A 22,418-nucleotide genomic window follows, 5' to 3' on the forward strand; every position below is an offset into this window, starting at 1 on the left:
TCTTCCATCAATGTTTTCCCGGGCCACGGCTCTAGGCAGCACTCCGGCGTCGTGGTAGGGGCAATCTCCATGGAAACATGTCATGACGCCCTGTTGGAAGGGCCCATTTACGTCGCCGGGCACAGGGGGCTGGTCGGGGCGGCCATCGCCCGGGAACTGACCGGTCTGGGCGCGACGCTCGTCACCAGGACCCACCGCGAGCTGGACCTGACCAATCAGGCGGCGGTACGGGCCTTTTTCGACAGCGTACGGCCGGCGGCGGTGTTTCTGGCCGCGGCCAAGGTCGGCGGCATCCACGCCAACGACACCTATCCGGCCGATTTCATCCGCGACAACCTGTTGATCGCCACCCACGTCATCGACGCGGCCAAGAACGCGGGCGTCAAGAAGCTCGTCTTTCTCGGCTCCTCGTGCATCTACCCGAAGCTCGCCCCCCAGCCCATGCGCGAGGACTGCCTGCTCACCGGGCCGCTCGAGTCCACCAACCAGTGGTACGCCATCGCCAAGATCGCCGGCATCAAGATGTGCCAGGCCTACCGCCGCCAGTACGGGTTTTCGGCCATAAGCCTCATGCCGACCAACCTCTACGGCCCGGGGGACAATTTCACGCCCGTCAACTCCCATGTCATCCCGGGGCTCATGCGCCGCTTCCACGAGGCGAGGCTCGCCGGCAGCAAGCAGGTGGCCGTCTGGGGCACGGGCAACGCCCTGCGCGAATTTCTCCACGTCGACGACATGGCCCGGGCGGCCGTGGCCTGCTACCTGCGTTACGACGACGCGGAAATCGTCAATATCGGCTCGGGCCAGGAAGTCACCATCCGGGAACTGGCCACGCTCATGGCCAAGATAACGGGCTACCAAGGCGAAATCGTCTTCGATGCGTCCAAACCCGACGGCACGCCGCGCAAGGCCCTGGACATCGGCCGCCTGCGATCCCTCGGCTGGGAGCCCACGTTTTCCCTGGAAACGGGACTCGCGGAAACCTACCGCTGGTTCTGCGACAACATCGCCTCCGCCCGCATGGGGTAGAAAGAAGAAGACCGGGGGGAAACCTTTCTTGCAGAAAGGTTCTCCCCCCAGGCCCCCTTTCCAAAGATTTTTAATAGGGACCGAATGTTAAGCGTACGGCTTCCGGAACGATAAAAAATTTAGGAAGGGGAGAGCGCGAGAGGGGACAACCCTTTTTAAAGGGTTTCCCCTCTCGCATCTTCCCTTCTCCTGAAGGAGCACACATGCTGGACCTTAAATTCGTGCGCCAGAATCCTGAGGCCGTGGCCGAGGGCATGGCCAGGCGGCATTTTCCCCTGGACCTGCCGGCCTTCCTGGCCCTGGAAGAGGCCCGCCGCGAGACCTTGACCGCCGTCGAACAAAAAAAGAGCCAGCGCAACGCGGCCTCGGCCGAGGTGGCCAAGATCAAGCGCCAGGGCGGCGACGCCGCCCCCGTGCTGGAAGGCCTCGGCACGCTGTCCGCCGAAATAAAGGCCCTGGACGAAAAGACCCGGGACCTCGACGAGCAGGTGCGGCAGTGGCTGCTCGGCGTGCCGAACATCCCCAACGCCTCCACACCGGACGGCGCCGGGGAAGACGACAACCCCACCGTGCGCACGGTGGGCACGCCGCGCGTCTTCGATTTTCCCATCAAGGAACACCAGGACGTGGGCACGGCCTTGGACGGGCTCGATTTCGAGCGGGCGGCCAAGCTGTCCGGCGCGCGGTTCGTGGTGCTGCGCAAGGATCTTGCCCGGCTGGAGCGCGCCCTGGCCGCGTTCATGCTCGACACCCACATCGCCGACCACGGCTACACCGAGGTGGCCACGCCCTACATCGTCAACGCCGAGAGCCTCACCGGCACGGGCCAGCTGCCCAAGTTCGCCGAGGACCTCTTCAAGCTCGAGGGCCTGGAGTCCTACCTCATCCCCACGGCCGAGGTGCCGGTGACCAACCTGCACCGGGGCGAGACGCTGCCTGAATCGGCCCTGCCCGTGGCCTATTGCTGCCATACCCAGTGCTTCCGGTCCGAGGCCGGCTCCTACGGCAAAGACACCAAGGGGCTCATCCGCCTGCACCAGTTCGGCAAGGTCGAACTCGTGCGGCTCGTGCACCCGGACACGTCCTACGACGAGCTGGAAAAGCTCACCGGCCACGCCGAGGCCATCCTGCAAAAGCTGGAGCTGCCCTACCGCGTGGTGTCGCTTTGCACCGGCGACCTGGGCTTTACCTCGGCCAAGACCTACGACCTGGAAGTCTGGCTGCCGGGGCAGGACAAGTACCGCGAAATTTCCTCGTGCTCGAATTTCGAGGATTTCCAGGCCCGGCGCGCCGACATCCGCTTCAAGCCGTCAGGCGCCAAGAAGACGGCGCTGGTGCACACCATAAACGGCTCCGGGCTGGCCATCGGCCGCACCATGGCCGCGATTCTGGAGAACTACCTGCAAAAAGACGGCTCGGTGACGGTGCCGCGGGCGCTCGTGCCCTATATGGGCGGCGTCGAGTCCCTCGAGCCCGAAGGGAACAAGGCATGAGCGGGAGCAGACGCCAGGATTTCATGGACGCCCTCAAGCGGGGGCTCATCATCGGCGGGTCGATCGGCGTCATCGGCGGCCTTTTTTTCATGGATATCCGCCGAGGGCTCATTCTTGGCCTCGTGGGCGGCTTTTTCGCCGTGCTCACCCGCCGGGCCATCGACAAGCGCCGCAAGGACTGATCGCCGCCGGCCGGACCGGCATCGCGACGCCACGCAAAAAAAGGGCGGGAGGCTTGCGCCTTCCGCCCTTTTCCATGTCGTGTCGTCGTCCGCGGCTCTGACTAGTCGCCCCCAAGGTTCAGGTTGCGCACGCCCATGGCCACGTAGATGTCGGCCAGGGCGCTCTGATAGTCGGTCAGGGCCTGGGTCAGGTTGGTTTCCGCCGTGGTCAGCGAGGACTGGGCCGTCAGCACGTCCACGCTCGTGCCCACCTGGGCCTGGTACCGGGCAATGGCCATGCGGAACCCTTCCTTGGACGCCTCCACGGCCGTGCGGGCCACGGAGATGCGCTTGGCCGCGTCCTGGATATTGAGGTAGAAGGTCTTGACCTGGTAGCCGACGTCCAGGCGCAGCTTGGCCAGATCGGCCTGGAGCTTCTTGACCGTCTCGCGGGCCGACTGCATGCCGAAGAAGGTGGAACCCCAGTCCCAGGCCTGCAAGGTGGCCGAGACGCCGACGGCCGAAGACTCGGGGGTGGTGGCGCCGGACATGTCCTGAAGCGACAGGTCGGCGGAGTTGCCCTGCTTGGTATAGGTGTACTGGGCCTGAATCTGCGGATACAGCGGGGCGGCCGCGATCTTGACGTCCTTTTCGGCCATCTGCACCGACTTGACGCCCATATACAGGTCCGGACGCTGTTTGTAGGCCGTATTCAGGCAGTCCTCGATGCTCATCGTAAACGGCAGGTAGGTCAGCTCGCCCACGTAATTCGTCTGCTGGTTGAGCGGCAGATTGAGCAGGGAATTGAGCTGGGCGGTTTGCACCAGCACCGTGTTCTGGGAGGAAAGCAGGGTCTGCTCCGCCGCCGCCAGATCGGATTCCGCCTGCAGGACGTCGAGGCGCGGCTTGAGGCCGACGTCATAGTAGGCCTGAGCCACTTTGTACTGGGATTCGAGCCGGGCCACGGAGTCCTTGTTGCTCTTCACGTTGGCCCGGGCCTGCAGCAGGCTCAGGAAAGCCTGCTGGACGGACTTGATCAGGGAAAGCTCGGTATAATCGATGTTGGCGTTGCTGTACTCTTTGTTGAGGGCCGCCTTCTGGTAGCTGCTCAGCAGCTTGAAACCCGTGAAGATGGGCTGCGTGACCGTCAACTGGAGCTGGTAGAGGTTTTGCCAGTAGCCCTGCCGCGAATGGGTGTTGCGCGTGGTGGAAAGCGAGGTGCCGGCCATGGAGTTGATGATCTGGTTGCCGGGCAGGGACTGGCTAGCGATGCCGATGTTCTCGGCGTCGGTGCGCTGAAAGGTGTAGCTGACCGTGCCCACCGGAGCGAAGTTGGCCAGGGCCTGGCGACGGCTTTCCTCCGCGCCGCTGAAGGTCGCGCGCGCCGACTGCATCTGGGGGTTGGCGTCGAGGCCGCGCTTGACGCTCTCCGCCATGCTCAGGGGCTGCCCTTCAGGGGCCACCCCGGCCGCGCCGGGAGCGATCTGCTTGGCCACTTCCGTATCCGTCCGATCCGTATTGACGAAATCGGGCAGCGGAATCTTTTCGATTTTCTGCTCGATGCCGCTCGACGGGAGAACGGGGGTGGCGGAGGCATCAGGGGCCATCACCCCTTTGGTGTAGCGCTTGGCCACGCGGTCCGACGCGGCGGGCGCGGCGGCGTCCTGGGCCAGGGCCGGGGCGGCCAGGGCAACAACGAGAAAAACACCGGCCACAAAGGCCAGAAAATGTTTTCGCTTGGACATTGCGGTCATTCCGTCCTTCTCCATGCCGGGTGTTTACCCAAGAATCAGGCAATTCCCGATAAAACAATTAATCCGGAATGTATAGCGTTGTGAACAGGCATTAACCAAACAGACAAACAACCTTCCAATCCTATTATCCTATCCGCTTAAAAAGCTTTTGTCGAGACATACCCGCTCCCGGTTGCGCCCGAGTGCCCCGTGCCGTAAAACCGCCAAAGCGGGCGGAGAAAACGCCGCCGCGAAAGGAGCCCCATGTCCCTGGCCACACGACTCGGCTTCACGGCCGACCCGGTTTTCCTCATCGACGGCAGCGCGTTTTTCTACCGCGGCTACCACGCCTTCCGCGACATCGCCCGCTCGGACGGTTTTCCGACCAGCGCCCTGTTCATGATTTTTCGCTTGCTGTTTAAACTCGTCAAAGAACAACACCCGCGCCATCTGGTTTTCTTCCTGGACGGGCGCGGTCCCTCCTTTCGCAGCAAAATTTATACCGACTACAAAGCCAATCGCGAGGCCATGCCCGAACCCCTGGCCCGTCAGGTCGAGCCGCTCCTTGACGGCCTGCGCCTTTTCGGCGCGCGGGTCATCGTGCCCGAGGACGCCGAGGCCGACGACGGCATCGCCTCCCTGGCCGCCCGGTTTCGGGACCGGCTCCCCGTGGTCATCGTGGGCGCGGACAAGGACCTCAAGCAGTGCCTGGACGAGCGCGTGGTCCTCTACGACCCCTCGGGCAAGGCCGAAAAGCTCACCACCAAGGCCGAGTTCACCGCCGAGAGCGGCATCGAGCCCGCCTCCTGGCCGGACTTGCAGGCCCTGGTCGGCGACACCAGCGACAACATCCCGGGCGTTCCCGGAATCGGCATCAAGACCGCGCTTGGCATCCTGCGCGACCACCCCACCCTGGAGGACGTGCGCGACAACCTGCCGGACCTCAAGGCCACGGTGCGCAAAAAGATCGAGCCGGCCATCGAGGACGTCTTCACCTACCGGGAACTGACGCGCCTGCGCACCGACCTGTTGCCGGAGGTTTCCCTGGCCGATACCGCCTTGACGCCGCCGGACGCCGAAGGATTACGCGCTTTCCTCGAATCCTATGAATTTCGCACCCTGGCCCGCGACATCCCGGGCCTGTCCAGCTTGGCGCCGACGGAATCCAAGCGGGAAACCGCAGCCAGCCGCCGGCTGTCGCTTTTCGACGATCCGCCGGCGGGGAATGCCGCCACGCCGGCGTCCGATCCCGCGCCGAAACCCGTGCCGGCCGGGGAACTGCCCGACCTGGCCGGACGCCGGGTCGCCCTCGTCCCGGTCGCGGCCGGCTTCACCCTGTCCCTGGGACCGGACGAGATCGTAACCGACGCCGCCCCGGCCGCCCTGGCCCCGCTTCTGGCCAAGGCGGACCGTGTGGCCGTGCCCTCGGTCAAGGAAATGCTGGCCATGGACGCGGCCTTTGCCGCCCTGCCGCTCTCCCTGTGGTTCGATCTGGGGCTCGCCGCCTATCTGCTCGATCCCGAGCAGCGCAACTACGGCTTCCCGCGCCTTCGCGACAGCCTTTTCGCCGATCCCACCGTGGACGCCTCGGCCGTTTCTCCCGACGACACCGCCCGGGCGGCCGCGCTCTTGGCCGAGGTCTACACGGCCCGCCTGGACACGGCCGGGCTGACCGATCTGGTCGAACGGCTGGAGCTGCCGCTCATTCCGGTGCTGCTCGACATGGAGCGGGCCGGCATCGGCGTGGATTTGCGGTCCCTGGCCGCCTTCGGCGCGGAGGTGGCGACCGATCTGACCCGCCTGGAAAAGGAGCTGCACACCTTGGCGGGACACCCCTTCAACCCCCGCTCCAGCCAGCAGCTCGGCGAGATCCTCTTCACCGAAATGGGGCTCACCCCCAAGGGCAAGACCCCGGGCGGCGCGGCCTCCACCTCCCAGGACGCCCTGGAGCGTCTGGCCGGCTCCAATCCCCTGGTCGACCGCATCCTGGAATTCCGCAAGCTCGAAAAGCTGCGATCCACCTATCTCGACCCGTTGCCGAAACTGGCCGATGCCGACGGGCGCATCCACACCACCCTCAACAACATGGCCACGGCCACCGGCCGGCTGTCGAGCTCCAACCCCAACCTGCAAAACATCCCCATCCGCGGACCCCTCGGGCGGCGCATGCGCGAATGTTTCGTGGCCGGTCCGGGCAAGACGCTGGTCGCGGCCGACTACTCCCAGATCGAACTGCGGGTGCTGGCCCATCTTTCCGGCGAACCAGCCCTGCTTTCGGCCTTCGCCGCCGGGGCCGACATCCACGCCCGCACCGCCTCGCTGCTTTTCGACAAACCCGAAGCCGAAATAGGCCCGGATGAGCGCCGCCAGGCCAAGACCATCAACTTCGGCCTGCTCTACGGCATGGGGCCGCAAAAGCTCTCCCGCGACCTCGGCATCAAGCTCGACGCGGCCAAGGCCTTTATCGCCAAATATTTCGAGCGGCTCTCCGGGCTTTCCGCCTTTTACGACAACATCGTGGAGTCGGCCAAGACCCAGGGCTACGTCACAACCCTGGCCGGACGCCGGCGGCTTTTGCCCGACATCGAATCGAAAAATTCCCAGCTTGCTTCCCAGGCCAGACGGCAGGCCATCAACACCGTGGTTCAGGGCGGCGCGGCCGACATCATCAAGATGGCCATGCTGGCCGCCCACAAGGACGCGGACCTCAAGCGGGCCGGCGCGGTCATGGTGCTGCAAATCCACGACGAACTGCTTCTGGAGACCCCCATGGACACAGCCGATGCGGCCGGAAAGCGGCTGTCCGACCTCATGTGCGGCGTCATCAAGCTCGCCGTGCCGCTTGTGGTCGACTGGGGCACGGGCCACACCTGGGGCCAGGCGCACTAGGATGGATGAAGCGGGAAGGGTGCGAGAGGGGAAACCCTTTAAAAAGGGTTCTCCCCTCTCGCGCTCTCCCCTTCCCAAAGTTTTTACCTTTTAGAATGTTACATCATAACGGACTGTGGAGATAGGCGGTTTGGGGAAAGCACTCTCAAAGATTGGATTTCCCCTCTCGCACCCGCTTTTCAAAACGAATCACGAGGACTTTTAATCGGGGCCAAAGTCCCGTATTGTGGATAAGAAATCACGGCCTGCCGGGACTTCTCCCGGCACGGCGCAACCCGAGGGATCGCGGCATGCCGCCAACCGGAAAATCCATACGCGAGGACTTGGCCAGGGCCAAAGCGGCCTTTGCCAAAAACGAGGACCTGCGCACGGTCCAACTCATCGCCACGGCGCTCAAGGCGTTCGTTTCCGTCAAGCTGTCCTCTTCGGACCGCATCGCTGTGGAAGGCCTTTTGCGCGAGAACTTCGCCAACATCAGCAAGCTGCCCCGGGTCAAGAAATACGCGCCCCACGGCATCCCCTACACCAAGGGCCAAGAAAAAAAGCTGTGCGCCTTCCTGCTCCCCCTGGCCCAAAAAATCGCCGACGACATCAATCGCGAAAGCCTCGACGCCATGCGCGAGCGCAAGCTGCGCATCGACCATGCCGTCATCAAGGGCAGCAAACTCCTTGGCGAAGGCAACCTGCTCGAAGCCCAGCGCAATTTCCGGGCGGCTGTGGAGGATTATGTCGACGAGAAAGGCCTTTTCCCGCTCATTGCCTCAAAGCTCATTGACGCCGGCCACTTCAAGGCGTCCTTTGAGTACATCAAGCGGGCCGTGGAAGAAGCTCCGGACAACCCGCGCGCTTACGATTTTCTCATGACCGCCGCCGGCAAGGCCAATGAATGGGTGCATGCCGAACGCATCTTAAACGAGGCCGGCCCGAAACAGGGACCGCACCCCCTGCTCGACCAGGCCCTGGCCTTGGTCCACGCGCGGCTCGGCAACTGGCAGGAGGCCCAAAGCGCGGCCAAGCGGGCCCTGGAAGCCGACGAGCAACTGCTCGATGCCCGCAAGGTCCTGGCCGCGGCCGCCAAAAAGCTGGCCGCCGCGCCCTCGCCCCAGGCGTCCTGAGCCCTCCCCGCCTACAGCCCGCCCAGCCCCGCGACCAGAGCTTCGGCGTGTTCCGGCCAGGCGACGGCCAGCAGCTCCCGCTCCTCGGGCGGACAGGTCTCCATGAGCTGCGCCCCGGCTCCGGCCAACTCCTCGGCGGAAAAGGAGCCCAGAAAATCGAGCAGCCCCAGCCCGGCGTCGCCGCTGTCCGGACGCTCGCCCAGGGCCGTGGCGAAACCGGCCACAATGGACGGCACCACGGCCGTGTCGGCCAAAACGAGATCCCCCACGCCGTTGACCCGGTCCAAGCGCGCCCGCATCGTCATGTTGGCGAAAAAGGAAAGCCCGGCCAAACGCTCGGCCATGGGACCGGCTTCGGTAAAAGGCCGCGACGCTCCGTATCCCCGCACCGTGATCAGTCTGGCCGAGACCGCGCCGTCGGCGATCCTGGCCACGAAATCCCCGGCCCCATGGTGCCACGGACCGATCGAGGCCCCGGTTTCCGTATCGTAATACCGGGTCAGAATACGCGCCGCCTCGCCGTACAGCGCCGCCGCCTCCCCAGCCGTCAACAGCCGTTCGCCGGCGTCGAAATCCCACAGCCGCACCCGGCCCGAACCGTCCTGGTGAAACTCGTGATAGCCGCCAAACCACTCCTCGAGCAAAAGCCCAAGCGCCCCCACCTTGCCATAGGCATAGGGACACGGCAGAAACTCCGGCGTAAAACGCCCGCGTAAGGTTTCGAGGAGCCCGGCCTCGACCTCCAGACACCCCCGGCCCATTTCCGAGGCCGCCACATTGAGGCAGAACTTGGCCGCGTCGCCGTCGAAGCGCACCGTGCAACTAGCCGGATGATACAGCGCCCCATGCTTCTCGGCCCGAAGCACCACCGCTTTCGCCTCCGCCAGCCCTTCCGGCCGGCCCGAGGCGACCAGCGCCCGCATAAGCGGCGCGAAGCCCTCGCCGGAAACGAACGCCTCCAGCGCCTCGAAATAGGCCCCATACGTGAGCCCCGTGTCGTCGCCCTCGACGGGCATGGAGGCGTGGTCGTGAGCGTCGTAGGCCATGGCCCCGTCGGGCGAGGCGATTTCCTTGATGATGCGGATGTTGTCGATGTCCATGGCGGTCGTGTGCCTTGTCTCGCTACGCCCAGGGGCTCCGCCCCTGGAACCCCGCCGGGGGGCTTGATGCCCCCCGGTCCCCCCTTTACCGGCTTGGGATGGCGGGTGGAGGTGTGGTTGGTGGTGCCTTGTTGCCGCAATCGGCCCGGCGGCACGAGGAGCTTCGCTCCTCGAAGCCGGACACGATTGCGGCAACAACCGCGCCAGCGGCGAAGCGCCGCATTTCAAGAAAAATCGTACGCTCCGAATGTCGCCCTCTTGGGGCGACCGGCGTGGTGGAGGCGGGATTTGCTTGGGACGAGCTTGTCGCGAAGCGACATGCACCGTCCCGACAAATTCCGCCGCCATCTTCTCCGCACTCCGCCTTAGCGCCAACCATCCCCGCCCCCGCCCGGCCAAAGCACACCGGACGGGGGGCCGGGGGGCCCGTGGCCTCCCGGCGGGGTGCAGGGGCAGCGCCCCTGCTTCGCCTCGTCGCGTCCTGCTTCCCTACCCCCTACGCCGCGCCGCGTAGCGCCTGGCCGCCGCGACGAAGTTCGGCGCCCAGTGGGGCGCGCCCTCGGCGTGGATGTGGGTATAGGCGGCGAAGGTGTTGCCCGTCAGCAGGCCGTCGTGGCCCTCGCACATGCCCACGCCCCGCTCCATGGCCAGGGTGAAGGCTTCGGGACCGGGGAGCGGCGAGCAGTCGAGGGCCGCCTGGCAACGGGAGTAATGAAATTCGTGCCCATGGAGCAGGGTTCCGGCGGGGTGAAAGGGATTGTCCCGCACCACCCGGGCCAGGCTGTAGCCAAGTCCCTGGGGCCTGGCGCAAAGCGTGGTGGTGATGGGATACACACCGGCCATGGGGTAGGTGACGCCCCGCACCTCGAGCCCCTGGCACAGGTACATGAACCCGCCGCACTCGGCGTAGATGGGGAGTCCCGAAGCGGAAAGGGCGCGCACCCGTTCCCGCACGACGCGATTGTCGGCCAGGGCCGCGACCTGGGTTTCGGGAAAGCCGCCGCCGAGGTAAAGACCGTCGAGGTCGGGCCAAGGCGCCGGGTCGAGGATGCTGACGGAGACGATGCGCGCGCCGGCGCGCGTCAGCGCCTCGATATTTTCCGGATAGTAGAACCACAGGGCCGCATCGCGCACCACGCCGATGACCGGCGCGTCCGGGCCGGGCGGCGCGGGCGGCGGGGGAAGCTCCAGGTCTGGCAGCGGCGGCGCGGACTGGGCCAGGGCGACGAGCCGGTCGAGGTCCACATGTTCGCGCACGAGCGCGGCCAGACCGTCCAGGATGGCGTCCACGGCGGCGTGCTCGCGGTTGGAGACCAGTCCCATGTGGCGCTCGGGAATGGGATTGTCGGAAATTTTGGGCAGCAGTCCCAGCACCGGCACCCCGGCCAGGGTTTCGATGCTTTCGCGCACGATGGCCCGGTGACGCGGTCCGGCGGTACGGTTGGCCACCACGCCGGCAAGGCGCAGTCCGGGTTCGAAGCCGGCCACGCCCGCGACCAGGGCGGCGGCGGTGCGGGTCATCTTGGTGGCGTCGAGAATCAGGACGACCGGGGCGTCGAGCTGGCGGGCCAGCGCGGCGGTGGAGCAGGAGCCGGCCACGTCCATGCCGTCGAACAGGCCGCGATTGCCTTCGATGACGGCGATGTCGGCGTCTTGGGATTTTTCCAGAAAAAGGGAAGGGAGCCTTTCGGCGGGCAATAAGAAAGGGTCCAGATTGGTGGCGTCGCACCCGGCGGCAAGTCCGAGCCAAGCGGCGTCGATGTAATCCGGACCCTTTTTGAACGGACGGACGCGCAGCCCGGCGGCGGCCAGAGCCCGGCAAACACCAAGAGTCAGGATGGTCTTGCCTGCGCCCCCGGACAGCCCGGCCAGGACAAGACGCGGGCGATCATTCACGGCGCGCATCGTCGTTCGCGCCTGACGGCGCGGCTGGTTTACGTGTTCCACGGGGCGATCGCCGCCGTGGCGGCCGCGGCCTCAGGCGCATAGCGACGCGGCGGGCGCGTGGCCAGGCATACGCCGGACGCCTCGCGAACTAGTCTTCCTCGGCCTGCTGCTTGCCCACGCCGGCCAGGCCGTACATGGAGGTGGAGCCGCTGGACCAGAAGATGACCTTGCCTTCGTTGACCAGTTCGGTGAGGACCTTTTTGACTTCGCGGGGCTTTTTGTCCGGGAAAATCTTGCAGAAATCGTTGAAGTAGAACTTGCTCTTACCCGTTTTGCCCGTGAGGAACTCGAGCACCTGCTCTTTCTCGGAAGCCATACCGTTCCCTCTTTGTTTGATCCTGGCGGGGAGGAGTCCCTCCCCGCCAGGATTGGTTGATGCTTAGGCCTCGATGTGCTTCGTGAACTTGAACTGCGTACTCTGGCGCCACGTGTAGTAGGCCGGATCGCGGAAGTCGTCGATGCAGTGATGCGAGAACTCGAGGTCGCACAGCTCGAAGAACTTCTCCCAGCCGATGCGCTCGGCCCATTCGCCCAGGCGCTCGTACTTGTTGGCGTCTTTCGCGTAGACCTCGACGATGTGCTTGATCATCTTGGTCAGCGTCGGCCAACGCGGCGGCTCGTTGGGGATGTAGGCCACAACGACCTTGGAGAACTTCGGCATGGAGATGCGGTTGGACACCTTGCCGCCGACCATGAGCACGATGCCGTCACCCTCGCCGGAAGCGAGCGGCATGGCCGGGCACATGGTGTAGCAGTTGCCGCAGTACATGCAGCGCGAGGCGTTGACCGCGACGGAGTTGACCTTCTTGCCGTCGATCTCGACCTTGGTCGGCTTGATGGCGCCGGTGGGGCAGGCGGAGATGGCCAGCGGGATTTCGCAGATGTTGTCCAGGCGGTCGTGTTCGACGATCGGCGGCTTGCGGTGGATGCCGACGATGCCGATGTCGGAGCAGTGCACGGCGCCGCACATGTTCAGGCAGCAGGCCAGGGAGATGCGGACCATGGCCGGCAGGGTCATGGACTGGAAGTACTCGAACATTTCGTCCATGACGGCCTTGACCGGGCCGGAGGCGTCGGTGGCCGGGGTGTGGCAGTGCACATAGCCCTGGGTGTGGACGATGTTGGACACGCAGGCGCCGGTGCCGCCGATGGGGAACTTGTAGCTGCCGCCGGCGAACTTGCGGGACTCGAGGTCGGCGATGAGGCCGTTCAAGGCCTCTTCGGTCTCGACCATGAACTCCACGTTGTTACGCGTGGTAAAGCGCAGGTGGCCGCCGCAGTGCTTGTCGGCGATCTCGCAGATCTCACGGACGTGGGTGACGCTCATGAGGCGGGCGCCGCCGACACGCACGGTGTAGACCACGTCGCCGGAGAGCGCGGCGTGCTTGAGCACGCCGGGCTTGACGATCTCGTGGTAGTCCCACTGGCCTTTATTCTTCTTGATGACCGCCGGATAGAACTCCTCGTAATGCCGAGGGCCGATATCCGTGATGCGGCCTTCCATGGGTTTGTCGGGATTGTATCCGGAAGAGATGAATGCCATGTCAGTGTCCTCCCACTTATCTCATGTGTCTCTGGCGATAGGCCTTTTCGTCGTGGGCAAAGCCGCCGGGCACCTCATCTTCCTTGAAGAAGATGTAGGGGTTGGCACGGGGGGATTCCACATGCTGCGGGATAGCCTTGGTGTTGGTGACCTCGAGCAGCTTCTGGAAGGAGAGACGTTTGATGGTCTCGCCCACGCGCTCGCGGTTCTTGCCTTCTTCCATCCACCAGTCCCAGATGTTCTCGATGATTTCCTTGACCTCGTCGTAGGGGTTTTCCACCACGACGAAGGGCACGAGCAGGGAGGACATCTGCGCGCCGTCGAGAATCGGGGCCTTGGCGCCGACCAGGATGGACGCGCCGGTTTCCTTGCCGATCTTAAGGGCGGCCGGCATGGTGTTGATGCAGTGCATGCAGCGGGTGCAGTTGCTGTTGTCGATGGACAGCTTGGCGCCGTCGTAGCTCATGCAGCCGGTGGGGCAGCGGTCCACGACTTCCTTGACGACGTCGAAGGCGCCCCAGTCACGGCCGGCGTGGGAGCCGCCGCCCGGCTTGAACTCGCCGCCGACATAGGCTTTCACGCGGTCCTGGTCGATCTGGATATCGTCCTTCCAGGTGCCGATGACCGAGAAGTCGGAGCGGGCGATGGAGGCCACGCAGCCGTTCGGACAGCCGTCGAACTTGAACTTGAACTTGTAGGGGAAGGCCGGGCGGTGCAGCTCGTCCTGATAGTCGTTGGTCAGGGTGTGGCACACGTCCTGGGTGTCGTAGCAAGCGAATTCGCAGCGGGACTGGCCCAGGCAATCGGCCGGGGTGCGCAGGTTGGAGCCCGAGCCGCCAAGGTCCGTATTCAGATTGTGGGTCAGGTCGTGGAAAATTTCCTCGAGCTGCGGGGTGGTGGTGCCGAGCAGCACGATGTCGCCGGTGGAACCGTGCATGTTGGTCAGGCCCGAGCCGCGCAGATCCCAGATGTCCATGATCTGGCGGAGATACTCGGTGGTGTAGTACTTGCCGGAGGGCTGGGCCACACGAACCGTATGAAAATGGGCCACGCCGGGGAACATCTCGGGCTGGTCACAGTAGCGGCCGATAACGCCGCCGCCATAGCCGAAAACGCCCACGATGCCGCCGTGCTTCCAATGCGTCTCCTTATCCTTAAAGGAGAGTTCCAGCACGCCGAGCAGGTCGTCGGCGCAATCGACCGGGATCTGGTAGTCCAGCCCCTTGGGATTGGCGGCCCGGTGCGCGGCTTCCTGTTTGATGTCGGACACGAAGCTGGGCCACGGCCCGGTTTCGAGCTGGTCCAACATGGGGGTTTGGTGTTTCGCCATTTGCTTCCTCCAGTGGGGTTGAAGAGTTACCGCCTTAACCAGTTAAACACGCGCCCCGGGCGACGTCCGCCGCCTTTCGGCGCCTCCCCCCCGACCGACCCTGCTCGCCGGCGGGCGGGGCGTTATTCACGCGGGAGGTCTTGAAAAAACGTGAACGAATGCACAATCGCTCACGTCCTAAGATGACTAAAGCCTTATGTCAACGGGAAAACGGCCTTTGGCCGGTTCCGCGCGCATCCAGGACCCATAGCATTTTGCCCCGGTCGTTGCAAAGTCCTTTTGTCCCCGGCCGGCCTCTCGCCCCCCTTGCCAACGGCCCAAAATTCCCCCATGCACGTCGCCATGCCCGACGCCGCCCCTTCCTGCCGCCGCTGCGGGGCCTGCTGCCGCGACGGCGGCCCGGCCCTGCATGTCCGGGACCTGCCCCTTCTCGGGGACGGCGTCCTTGCCCTTGCCGACCTCATGACCCTGCGCCGCGGGGAATACGTCACGGACAACGTGGCCGGCACGATCGGCCCCTCCCCGGTGGAACTGGTCAAGATCCGCCCGGTTCCGGGCGGCCGGACCTGCCGGTTCTACCTGGCCGGCCCGCCCGGAGCCTGCGCCATCCACGAACGCCGCCCGGCCCAGTGCCGCGTCCTCTTCTGCGAAGCCCCGCGGGCTCTGGCCGCCATGTACCGGACGGAACTGCTCACCCGGCGCGACATCCTGGGAGCGCAAAGTCCCCTGGCCGAGTTGTGCGCCCACCACGAAGCCGAAACCGGGCTGCTCGACCTGGCGCGACGGTGCCGGCAAGCCCTGGCCGGGGACCGCGACGCCCGCGAGGCCGTCATCCGGGCCGACCGTCTCGACGCCGCCCTGCGCGACCTCGTGCCCGAACGCGCCGGCGTCCCGCCCGAGGTCCTGCCCTTTCTTTTCGGCCGCCCCCTCCGGCAGGCCCTGCCCGCCTGCCGCGCCGCCCTGGCCGCCCTTTACAACGACGGCTCCAGCGCCTAAACAGACGACGCCATCATAAGAAGTAGCAACGTCTGCGAGGTTTTCATGAAACGTCTTTTGCTCGCCTTTGTCTTCGTTTGCGCCACCGCAGTCGCCGTCCATGCCATGGATATCCGTCAAGGCTTCGGAAAACATCGCTACGGCGAAAGTTGCCAGACCCTTTTCTCCGGCCCCTCTTTCGCCGTGGAGCGCGCCCGGCCCGTCTGGAACCGCCAGCTCCAGATGTTCGGCCTGGCCTACGACCCCGATGTGGTGGCCAAAAGCCCCTTCATCCTGCACTACGACAAGGACGAAAAGCCCCAGTTCCAGGGCATTCCCCTCAATCGCATCTATTACGGCTGCGACAAGAAAACCGGCCGTTTCTCCCTGGTGGTGCTCGTCCACGACCTGCTCACGGTCAAGGACCTCGTCAAGAAAACCACGGCCCTGCTCGGCGAGCCGACCGACACCACCATGATCCAGACCATCTGGGTCCTGCCCGACCTCTACGTCCAGATCGACCAAGTCTATATGATCATCTACGACCGCCGGGCCGGTAAGATTTAACCACGGCCCATGACCGCCGCCACGTCCGGTTCGCGTCACCGGCTGGACGCTGGCCGGACTGGCCGCCACCATCGCCTTCTACGCGCTCTCGGACATTCTTTACCTCGTGTCGCCGCCCCGCCTCTGGACGCGCCTGCTTTTCAGGGGTGTGTGGAGAGCCGGGGGGAAACTTTGTCTTACGAAAAGTTTCCCCCCAGGCCCCCCTTCCAAAGACTTCAATAATCGCACCGGGTATGGTTGTCGCATCCCTTCTATTATAAAATTTAGGAAGGGGAGAGCGCGAGAGGGGAGAACCCTTTCTAAAGGGTTTCCCCTCTCGCATGCTTCCTTCTTAAAACGCATTCTAATTGACAATGATTTTCATTTTCGTGTAGATCCGTTCCATACGGTCCCGCCCGGGGCCGGGGAGGAGCCATGCAGCGCAAGACCCTGCACGAAAACGCCGAATTCGCCTGCCCCATCGTGGGCACCTGCCTGACCATTTCCGAACTGCGCCGGATCTGCCGCAAATGCGGTGACGCCGTGCCCGACGAGGCTTCGGACTACGACGCCCACGGCTTCCTGGTGGGCCAGGCCAAGGTGGCCGGAGGCGCGCCGGCCAAGTATCTGCAACGCTTTCTGGACAAGAAATACCGCAAGGACCTGCGCGCCTTCCTGCGCGTCGACGACCCGGAAAAACTGCGACGCATGTGGCGGGAACGGGCCGACGCCGGCGACGTGCCCGGCCCCTTCTGGGCGATCATGTCCCATCCGAACGTGCCACAATGGCTCATGCGCGAAGTCTACGGCGAAGTGCACATGCTTTCCCACCGGGTCGGCGCGGCCAACCGGGCCGACCTGTCGCGCCTGGCCTGGCTCGAGGAGAAGCTCTCCGAAGCCGCCGCCGCCCTGGAGGATCAAAAAAGCGTCCTGCGCCAAGCCGTCGGCGTCTGGAAGAACCGCTGCCGGGAGGCCATGGAGGAGCTGGCCGAGCAGCGGCGGCAACGACATGCGGCGGAACGCGAACGCATCTCGCTCAAGGCCGCCATCGAAAACTCGGCCGTGGCCGCCGTGCGCCGCGACCGCGACATCCTGAGCCGCCAGCTGGCGGAAACGACCAAGCAGCTGGAGGCGACCGAAGCCGAGGCCGGCCGGCAAGCCTTGGCCCTGGAAAAGATGCACGCCGAGCTGACCACGGCGCGGCGCGACCTGGACGACCGGAACAGCGAAGTGACGGCCCTGGAGGCATCGCTTTTCGCGGCCCTCGGCGACGCGGCCGCGGCCCATGCCGCCCATGCCGAGCACCACCAGGACGATATCGAGGCCCTGCAAGAAGGGCATGTCTGCCCCTGCCGGGAACAAGGGCTGCCCGAAGGGGTCTGCGGCGGGGACTGCCCCTGTCCGGCCGCGCAAACCCACCCGGGACTGGCCGGCAAGCGGGTGCTCTACGTGGGCGGGCGCTGCTCGCTTGTGGCCCACTACAAATTGCTGGCCTCCAAATTCGGCTGCGAGCTGATGCACCACGACGGCGGCCGGGAACAGTCGGCCCACCGCCTCTGGGAACTGCTTGGCTCGGCCGACGCGGTGGTGTGCCCGGTGGACTGCGTGAGCCACGAGGCCTGTTCCCTGGTCAAGCAGGCCTGCCGGGGCTGCCTCAAACCGCTGATCCTGGCCCGGTCCTCGGGCCTTTCCAGCCTGGCCCGGTCCCTGGCCGAACTCGACGCGCCCCCGGCGCAATAACACGTCCGCGCGGGCGGTTGCGTCGCGAAGCCTTCCCGGCTATCCTTTGGTCGCCGGTGTCACGCCGGCCCCGCCAAAGGAGACGGCGTCGCCGCCCCCGCGCCAACGCCGATTCCGTTTCCGGGCATGTCCCTCTTGCGCCCGCGCCCCTCATCCTTATTTTTTTTCGACAACAGGGCGTTTCGGGAGCCGGATCGCGGCGTTACCGGCGCATGGGGACCGCCGGCTGCATTTTTGCATCAATCGGACTATTTTGGGCTTGCGAGGCGTGTCGATGGCGGGTAACTTGTGAAAAAAGTGTCAACGTGAGGCCCGCTGCCATGAAACATGAAATCGTCATTTGCATGGGCAGTTCGTGTTTCGCCCGAGGCAACAAGAAGCATCTGCTGATGATCGAGCAGTACCTTGCGGACCATGGGCTTTCCGAGAGCGTGGTCCTCACCGGCAGCCGGTGCGAGGACCAGTGCACGACAGGCCCCAACATCCGCATCGACGGACAGCTTTACGGCGAAATCAACGGCGAACGCCTGATGGAACTATTAAGTCGCCACCTTTCCGCGTAAGGGTTCCCTGATGCCCGACCGTTTCCCCCTTTCTCCTTGCCTTCGCAGCTCATGAAGCCGACAATATCCCTTGCAGCGTTCCATGTCGGAACCAAGGGAGATGGCATGCTCAAGCACTATCCCATCTATACCATTGAAACCGAATGCCAGGACTGCTACCGTTGCCTGCGGCATTGCCCGGTAAAAGCCATCCAGGTGGAAAACGGCCGGGCCACTGTGGTGCCGGAACTGTGCATCGCCTGCGGCCAGTGCGTGGCCGCCTGTCCGGCCCACGCCAAGCAGGTGCGCAGCGACCTTTTCGCGGTCTTCAAGCTGTTGCGGTCCCAGCGGCCGGCCTACGTCTCCCTGGCCCCGTCCTGGGTGGCGGAATTTCCCGACGTCTCGCCCCAGGCCCTCATCGCCGCCCTGCGCAAACTGGGCTTTTCCGGCGTGTCGGAAACGGCGCTCGGCGCCCAGGAGGTCTCGGCCGGCGTGGCCAAGGCCCTGTCCCAGGGCGCGCCCCGGCTCATGCTCTCCACGGCCTGTCCGGCCTCGGTGGATTTCATCCGGGGCTACATGCCCGAGCTCGTGCCCAACCTCACCCCGCTGCTCTCGCCGCTTCTGTCCCACTGTCGCATGCTGCGCCGGGCCTACGGCCAACACATCGGCGTGGTTTTTTTCGGCCCGTGCGTGGCCAAGAAAACCGAAGCCGACAACCACCCGGGACTGCTCGACGCGGCCATGACCTTCACCGACCTGCGGGCCATGCTGCGCCAGGAAAACATCAACCCCGCGAACCTCGTCCCCGGACCGGCCGACGTCTTCATACCCCATGCGGCCAAGGAGGGAGCGCTCTACCCCATCGAAGGCGGCATGACCGACACGGTCAAGGCCTATACCGGCAACAAGAACGTCTGTTTCACCACCCTCTCCGGCATCCAGACCATCCAGGAGGCCTTGGAAGGCATCCAAAACCACGTGCTGCCCCAGCCGGTCTTCGTGGAGATGCTCGCCTGCGTGGGCGGCTGCGTGCGCGGACCGTGCATCTCGAGCCGCCGGCCGCGCCTGCTCGACCAGCTCGACGTCTTCACCCGCGCGGTCAAGCCCGCTCCCGACGAGCCGGTGCGCACCCCGGCCGTGCCCATAAACGAGCGCAAAAACCCCGCGCCCGTGGACCTGCCCGTCTACAGCGAGGACCAGTACGTGCGGGTGCTGCGGCTGATCGGCAAATTCACGCCCGAGGACGAAATCAACTGCGGCGGCTGCGGCCACGAGACCTGCCGGGGACTGGCCAGGGCCATGCTGGAAGGGCTGGCCGAGCCGTCGATGTGCGTCCATTTCCTGCGCAAGCGCGCCACCCGCAAGGCCAACGCGCTTTTGCGCTGCATCCCGGCCGGGGTGGTCATCGCCGACACCAGGCTCCACATCATCGAATGCAACGAGCATTTCGCCCGGCTTTTCGGCGAGGAGACGCTCACGGCCTATGAGGCGAGTCCGGGCATGGAAGGGGCGGCCCTGGAAAAGATCGTGCCCTTCATCGGGCTGTTCCGCCGGGCGCTCGAATCCGAAACCGACATCCACCGCGACGCGCTGCGCCAGGACGACCGGGTCTTTAGCGTCACCATCTTCACCATCGAGCCGCGCAGCGTCATCGGCGGCGTGATCTTCGACGTCACGGGTTCGGAACTGCGCCGCGAGGAAATCGCCCAGCGGGCCCGGGAGATCATCCGCAAGAACCTCGAGACCGTGCAGGAGATCGCCTGCCGCCTGGGCGAGAACATGGCCGACACGGAAATCCTGCTGCGTTCCCTTTCGGAAGGCTTTTCCAGCGCCGCCAAGCCCATCTCCGAAAAAGACCTGCGGGGGCGGCGCTAATGTCGGACGACGTATTCGTCGAGGTGGAAGCGGCCCAGCGCAACCGCTACGGCGAGGACATCTGCGGCGACGCCTTCAAGACCCTGCGCCTGGCCGACGAGGGCCGCATCATCGCCGTGCTCTCCGACGGCCTGGGCCATGGGGTCAAGGCCTCCATCCTGTCGCTCATGACGGCCACAATGGCGCTCAAGTACACGGCCAGCGACATGGACATCGTGCGCGCGGCCGAGGTCATCATGGACGCGCTGCCCGTGTGCCAGGTGCGCAAGATCAGCTACGCCACCTTCACCGTGATCGACATCCAATCGACCGGCGGGGCGCGGGTGATCGAGATGGACAACCCGCCGGTGACCCTGGTGCGCGACGGCGCGGTGGTGAACCTGGAATTCGAGGATGTTTCCACCCCGCGCTACAACGAGCGGGTGATCCGGGTCTACGACGTCAAGCTGCGCCCCGGGGACCGGCTCATATGCACCTCCGACGGCATCACCCAGGCCGGGCTCGGCTCCGAGCGGCTGCGCCTGGGCTGGCGCATCAAGGGCTGCCGGGACTACGCCCTGGAACAGGTGGCGGCCGACCCCAACATCTCGGCCCGGGCGCTCTCCCAGAAAATCCTGGGCATGGCCCTGCGCCAGGAGCCCTTCCAACGGGCCTACGACGACATGACGGCGGCGGTGATCTACCTGCGCCGCCCGCGCCGGGCCATCGTGCTGACCGGGCCGCCCTACGCCGCCGGCCGCGACAAGGAATTCGCCGAAACCCTGGCCGATTTCGACGGCCGCAAAATCATCTGCGGCGGCACCACGGCCAACATCGTGGGCCGGGAACTGGGCCGCGCCATCCGCGACAACCTCATGGGCGCGGGCGGCGGCGACATCCCCCCGGCGGCGGACATGGAAGGGGTGGACCTCGTCACCGAGGGCATCCTGACGCTCACCCGCGTGGCCCAGCTTCTGGAAAGCGACGAGCCGCCCCGCGAGAAAAATCCGGCCACCGCGCTCTACGACATCCTGCTCGACAGCGATTCCATCGAATTCGTGGTCGGCGCGCGCATCAACGAAGCCCACCAGGACCCCAACCTGCCCATCGATCTGGAAATCCGGCGCAACATCATCAAACGCATCTGCCGCGTCCTCGAGGAGAAATACCTCAAGGAAACCAAGATGCAGTTTTTTTAGGAAAAGAGTCGAAACGCGGAAGGGGAGCCTCAGCCGCTCCCCTCTCCCCCATTTTTTTCAAAGAGAAGCGCCGTAACGGGCCGCCCTTTGCAGCAGCGCCGGATCGTTCCGAACATCCCCCGCCCGAAAAGCCGTGCCGTACACGGCCCCAAGCCAGTCGGCCCCGGCGTAGGCGCACATATCTTAAAGCGACTTGATGGCATTGGCGCAACCCGACGTCAGCACATCGGTATCCCCATAGCTGAAAACCGCGCCGATCTTCTTGCCCCGAAGCGGATTATGCTCCCTGTCGGGAGTAATGCCCTTCCAGCGGTCCAAACACTGTTTCATCTGGCCGCTTAGGTTGCACCAGGAGATGGGCGAGACGAGAATGACGCCGTCCGCGGCCAAAAGCGCCGGATACACCGTGGCCATATCGTCCTTGATGGCGCAGCCGGCAGAGGAAGGCCCCTCGCAGGCGCCGCAATCCCGGTAGCCGTGGATCGTCATCCGGGCCAGATCCAGGACCGTCACCTCATGCCCCGTCTTCCGCGCTCCCGCCACCACCTCCGCCGCCAGCAGATTGGAATTTCCCTTCTTGCGAGAGCTGCTCGTCAAGACAAGAATGTGCGTCACATTTCCTCCCTTTTGGCATCCGCTTCCAGGCGACGGGAGAGCCGTTCGAACAGCCCATCCAACACGCGGGCCTCTTCGGCGGTGACATCGGAAAAAAGAGACGCGACCCAGTCCGTATGCGACCGGTACAGCCGCGCGGCCATATCGCGACCCGTTTCGGGAAGACAGACCCGTAGCTTCCACCTGTCCGACGAACAGGCCCGCCGCGTCACGATACCGTCGCGTTCGAGGTTGTCGAGCACCCCGGTGATGGTTGCCCGCGTCACTCCGGCCCGCCGGGCCAGTTCATGCGGGAAAAGCCCTTCCCGCTCCTCGTGCAGCGGCAAAAGCAGGACGAACCGCCCCTCCGAAAACCCCATGGCCCCAGCCCTCGATCGCATGCCCCGTTGATGGCCGCCGTCGCGCTCAACAACCCAAAACAACGGGCAATGGGCTCCAGATCGGGGTGTCCCACCCGGGTGATCTTTTCCAGGACGGAAGCATATTTTGGATGCAGTGTTTGCTTCATTTGCCGCCATACTCTAGGGCGACTTACTATTGCCAAGATAAAACAATCCCAGGCCGTGGCGCTGCGACCATGGCTTGAGGGAGGGGAATGGACAAAAAA

At 65.0% G+C, this 22,418-nt stretch carries 19 protein-coding genes; 11 read left to right on the forward strand and 8 right to left on the reverse strand.

What is annotated here, in order from left to right:
- The first annotated feature begins 69 nt into the window (after positions 1-69).
- The 3 genes from DESFRDRAFT_RS17600 to DESFRDRAFT_RS17610 all read left to right on the forward strand — a co-directional run bounded on the left by DESFRDRAFT_RS17600 (position 70) and on the right by DESFRDRAFT_RS17610 (position 2,704).
- On the forward strand, positions 70-1,029 hold the full coding sequence (locus tag DESFRDRAFT_RS17600) for a GDP-L-fucose synthase family protein (protein WP_005996208.1): 960 nt from the start codon (positions 70-72) through the stop codon (positions 1,027-1,029).
- 203 nt (positions 1,030-1,232) lie between these two features.
- Positions 1,233-2,522: a serine--tRNA ligase gene (serS, locus tag DESFRDRAFT_RS17605; RefSeq protein ID WP_005996210.1), complete on the forward strand. Its 1,290-nt coding sequence runs from the start codon at positions 1,233-1,235 to the stop codon at positions 2,520-2,522.
- Positions 2,519-2,704 (forward strand): hypothetical protein, encoded by a 186-nt coding sequence (locus DESFRDRAFT_RS17610; RefSeq protein WP_043795252.1) that lies wholly within the window; start codon positions 2,519-2,521, stop codon positions 2,702-2,704. Before serS ends, DESFRDRAFT_RS17610 begins: the two co-directional genes overlap by 4 nt.
- Positions 2,705-2,805: 101 nt before the next feature.
- Here DESFRDRAFT_RS17610 and DESFRDRAFT_RS17615 read toward each other — a convergent pair whose 3' ends face one another.
- Positions 2,806-4,428, reverse strand: coding sequence for a TolC family protein (locus DESFRDRAFT_RS17615; RefSeq protein WP_233489651.1), 1,623 nt, complete (start codon positions 4,426-4,428; stop codon positions 2,806-2,808).
- 252 nt (positions 4,429-4,680) lie between these two features.
- On the opposite strand from DESFRDRAFT_RS17615, the gene polA reads away from it, so the two are divergent.
- Together polA and DESFRDRAFT_RS17625 are read left to right on the forward strand one after the other, a co-directional pair.
- Entirely contained in the window at positions 4,681-7,305 is a 2,625-nt protein-coding gene (polA, locus tag DESFRDRAFT_RS17620) for a DNA polymerase I (protein WP_005996216.1), read from the forward strand.
- A 290-nt stretch (positions 7,306-7,595) separates the two neighbouring features.
- On the forward strand, positions 7,596-8,420 hold the full coding sequence (locus tag DESFRDRAFT_RS17625; protein WP_005996218.1) for a tetratricopeptide repeat protein: 825 nt from the start codon (positions 7,596-7,598) through the stop codon (positions 8,418-8,420).
- A gap of 11 nt (positions 8,421-8,431) precedes the next feature.
- Here DESFRDRAFT_RS17625 and DESFRDRAFT_RS17630 read toward each other — a convergent pair whose 3' ends face one another.
- The 5 genes from DESFRDRAFT_RS17630 to dsrA all read right to left on the reverse strand — a co-directional run bounded on the left by DESFRDRAFT_RS17630 (position 8,432) and on the right by dsrA (position 14,340).
- Positions 8,432-9,520, reverse strand: a complete 1,089-nt coding sequence (locus DESFRDRAFT_RS17630; RefSeq protein ID WP_005996220.1) for a hypothetical protein — start codon at positions 9,518-9,520, stop codon at positions 8,432-8,434.
- 489 nt (positions 9,521-10,009) lie between these two features.
- The gene (locus DESFRDRAFT_RS17635) at positions 10,010-11,425 is read right to left on the reverse strand and encodes a cobyrinate a,c-diamide synthase (RefSeq protein ID WP_005996223.1); all 1,416 of its coding nucleotides are present in this window, start codon (positions 11,423-11,425) and stop codon (positions 10,010-10,012) included.
- Positions 11,426-11,555: 130 nt separating this feature from the next.
- On the reverse strand, positions 11,556-11,783 hold the full coding sequence (locus tag DESFRDRAFT_RS17640; RefSeq protein ID WP_005996224.1) for a dissimilatory sulfite reductase D family protein: 228 nt from the start codon (positions 11,781-11,783) through the stop codon (positions 11,556-11,558).
- A gap of 63 nt (positions 11,784-11,846) precedes the next feature.
- Entirely contained in the window at positions 11,847-13,010 is a 1,164-nt protein-coding gene (dsrB, locus tag DESFRDRAFT_RS17645) for a dissimilatory-type sulfite reductase subunit beta (protein ID WP_005996225.1), read from the reverse strand.
- A gap of 16 nt (positions 13,011-13,026) precedes the next feature.
- Complete coding sequence (dsrA, locus tag DESFRDRAFT_RS17650; protein WP_005996226.1) at positions 13,027-14,340, reverse strand: dissimilatory-type sulfite reductase subunit alpha; 1,314 nt, start codon at positions 14,338-14,340, stop codon at positions 13,027-13,029.
- Positions 14,341-14,670: 330 nt separating this feature from the next.
- On the opposite strand from dsrA, the gene DESFRDRAFT_RS17655 reads away from it, so the two are divergent.
- From DESFRDRAFT_RS17655 to DESFRDRAFT_RS17680, 6 genes are all read left to right on the forward strand, one after another.
- Entirely contained in the window at positions 14,671-15,336 is a 666-nt protein-coding gene (locus DESFRDRAFT_RS17655; RefSeq protein WP_005996227.1) for a YkgJ family cysteine cluster protein, read from the forward strand.
- A gap of 45 nt (positions 15,337-15,381) precedes the next feature.
- Positions 15,382-15,882 carry a hypothetical protein gene (locus tag DESFRDRAFT_RS17660; protein WP_005996228.1) on the forward strand — a complete coding sequence of 167 codons (501 nt, stop codon included), beginning with the start codon at positions 15,382-15,384 and terminating at the stop codon, positions 15,880-15,882.
- Positions 15,883-16,296: 414 nt separating this feature from the next.
- A complete protein-coding gene (locus DESFRDRAFT_RS17665; RefSeq protein ID WP_005996229.1) occupies positions 16,297-17,601 on the forward strand; it encodes a DUF2325 domain-containing protein in 1,305 nt (434 codons plus the stop codon).
- Positions 17,602-17,921: 320 nt separating this feature from the next.
- Positions 17,922-18,164, forward strand: coding sequence for a (2Fe-2S) ferredoxin domain-containing protein (locus DESFRDRAFT_RS17670; protein WP_005996230.1), 243 nt, complete (start codon positions 17,922-17,924; stop codon positions 18,162-18,164).
- 105 nt (positions 18,165-18,269) lie between these two features.
- Positions 18,270-20,018 (forward strand): [Fe-Fe] hydrogenase large subunit C-terminal domain-containing protein, encoded by a 1,749-nt coding sequence (locus DESFRDRAFT_RS17675; RefSeq protein ID WP_005996231.1) that lies wholly within the window; start codon positions 18,270-18,272, stop codon positions 20,016-20,018.
- A complete protein-coding gene (locus DESFRDRAFT_RS17680; RefSeq protein WP_005996232.1) occupies positions 20,018-21,196 on the forward strand; it encodes a SpoIIE family protein phosphatase in 1,179 nt (392 codons plus the stop codon). The genes DESFRDRAFT_RS17675 and DESFRDRAFT_RS17680 overlap by 1 nt, the downstream gene beginning before the upstream one ends.
- 183 nt (positions 21,197-21,379) lie before the next feature.
- Here DESFRDRAFT_RS17680 and DESFRDRAFT_RS17685 read toward each other — a convergent pair whose 3' ends face one another.
- Together DESFRDRAFT_RS17685 and DESFRDRAFT_RS17690 are read right to left on the reverse strand one after the other, a co-directional pair.
- Positions 21,380-21,811: a flavodoxin family protein gene (locus tag DESFRDRAFT_RS17685; protein WP_005996233.1), complete on the reverse strand. Its 432-nt coding sequence runs from the start codon at positions 21,809-21,811 to the stop codon at positions 21,380-21,382.
- Positions 21,808-22,170 (reverse strand): MarR family winged helix-turn-helix transcriptional regulator, encoded by a 363-nt coding sequence (locus DESFRDRAFT_RS17690; protein WP_005996234.1) that lies wholly within the window; start codon positions 22,168-22,170, stop codon positions 21,808-21,810. The genes DESFRDRAFT_RS17685 and DESFRDRAFT_RS17690 overlap by 4 nt, the downstream gene beginning before the upstream one ends.
- Between the last annotated feature and the right edge of the window lie 248 nt (positions 22,171-22,418).

It is taken from the genome of Solidesulfovibrio fructosivorans JJ] (assembly GCF_000179555.1).
GTDB classification, from domain to species: Bacteria; Desulfobacterota; Desulfovibrionia; order Desulfovibrionales; family Desulfovibrionaceae; genus Solidesulfovibrio; species Solidesulfovibrio fructosivorans.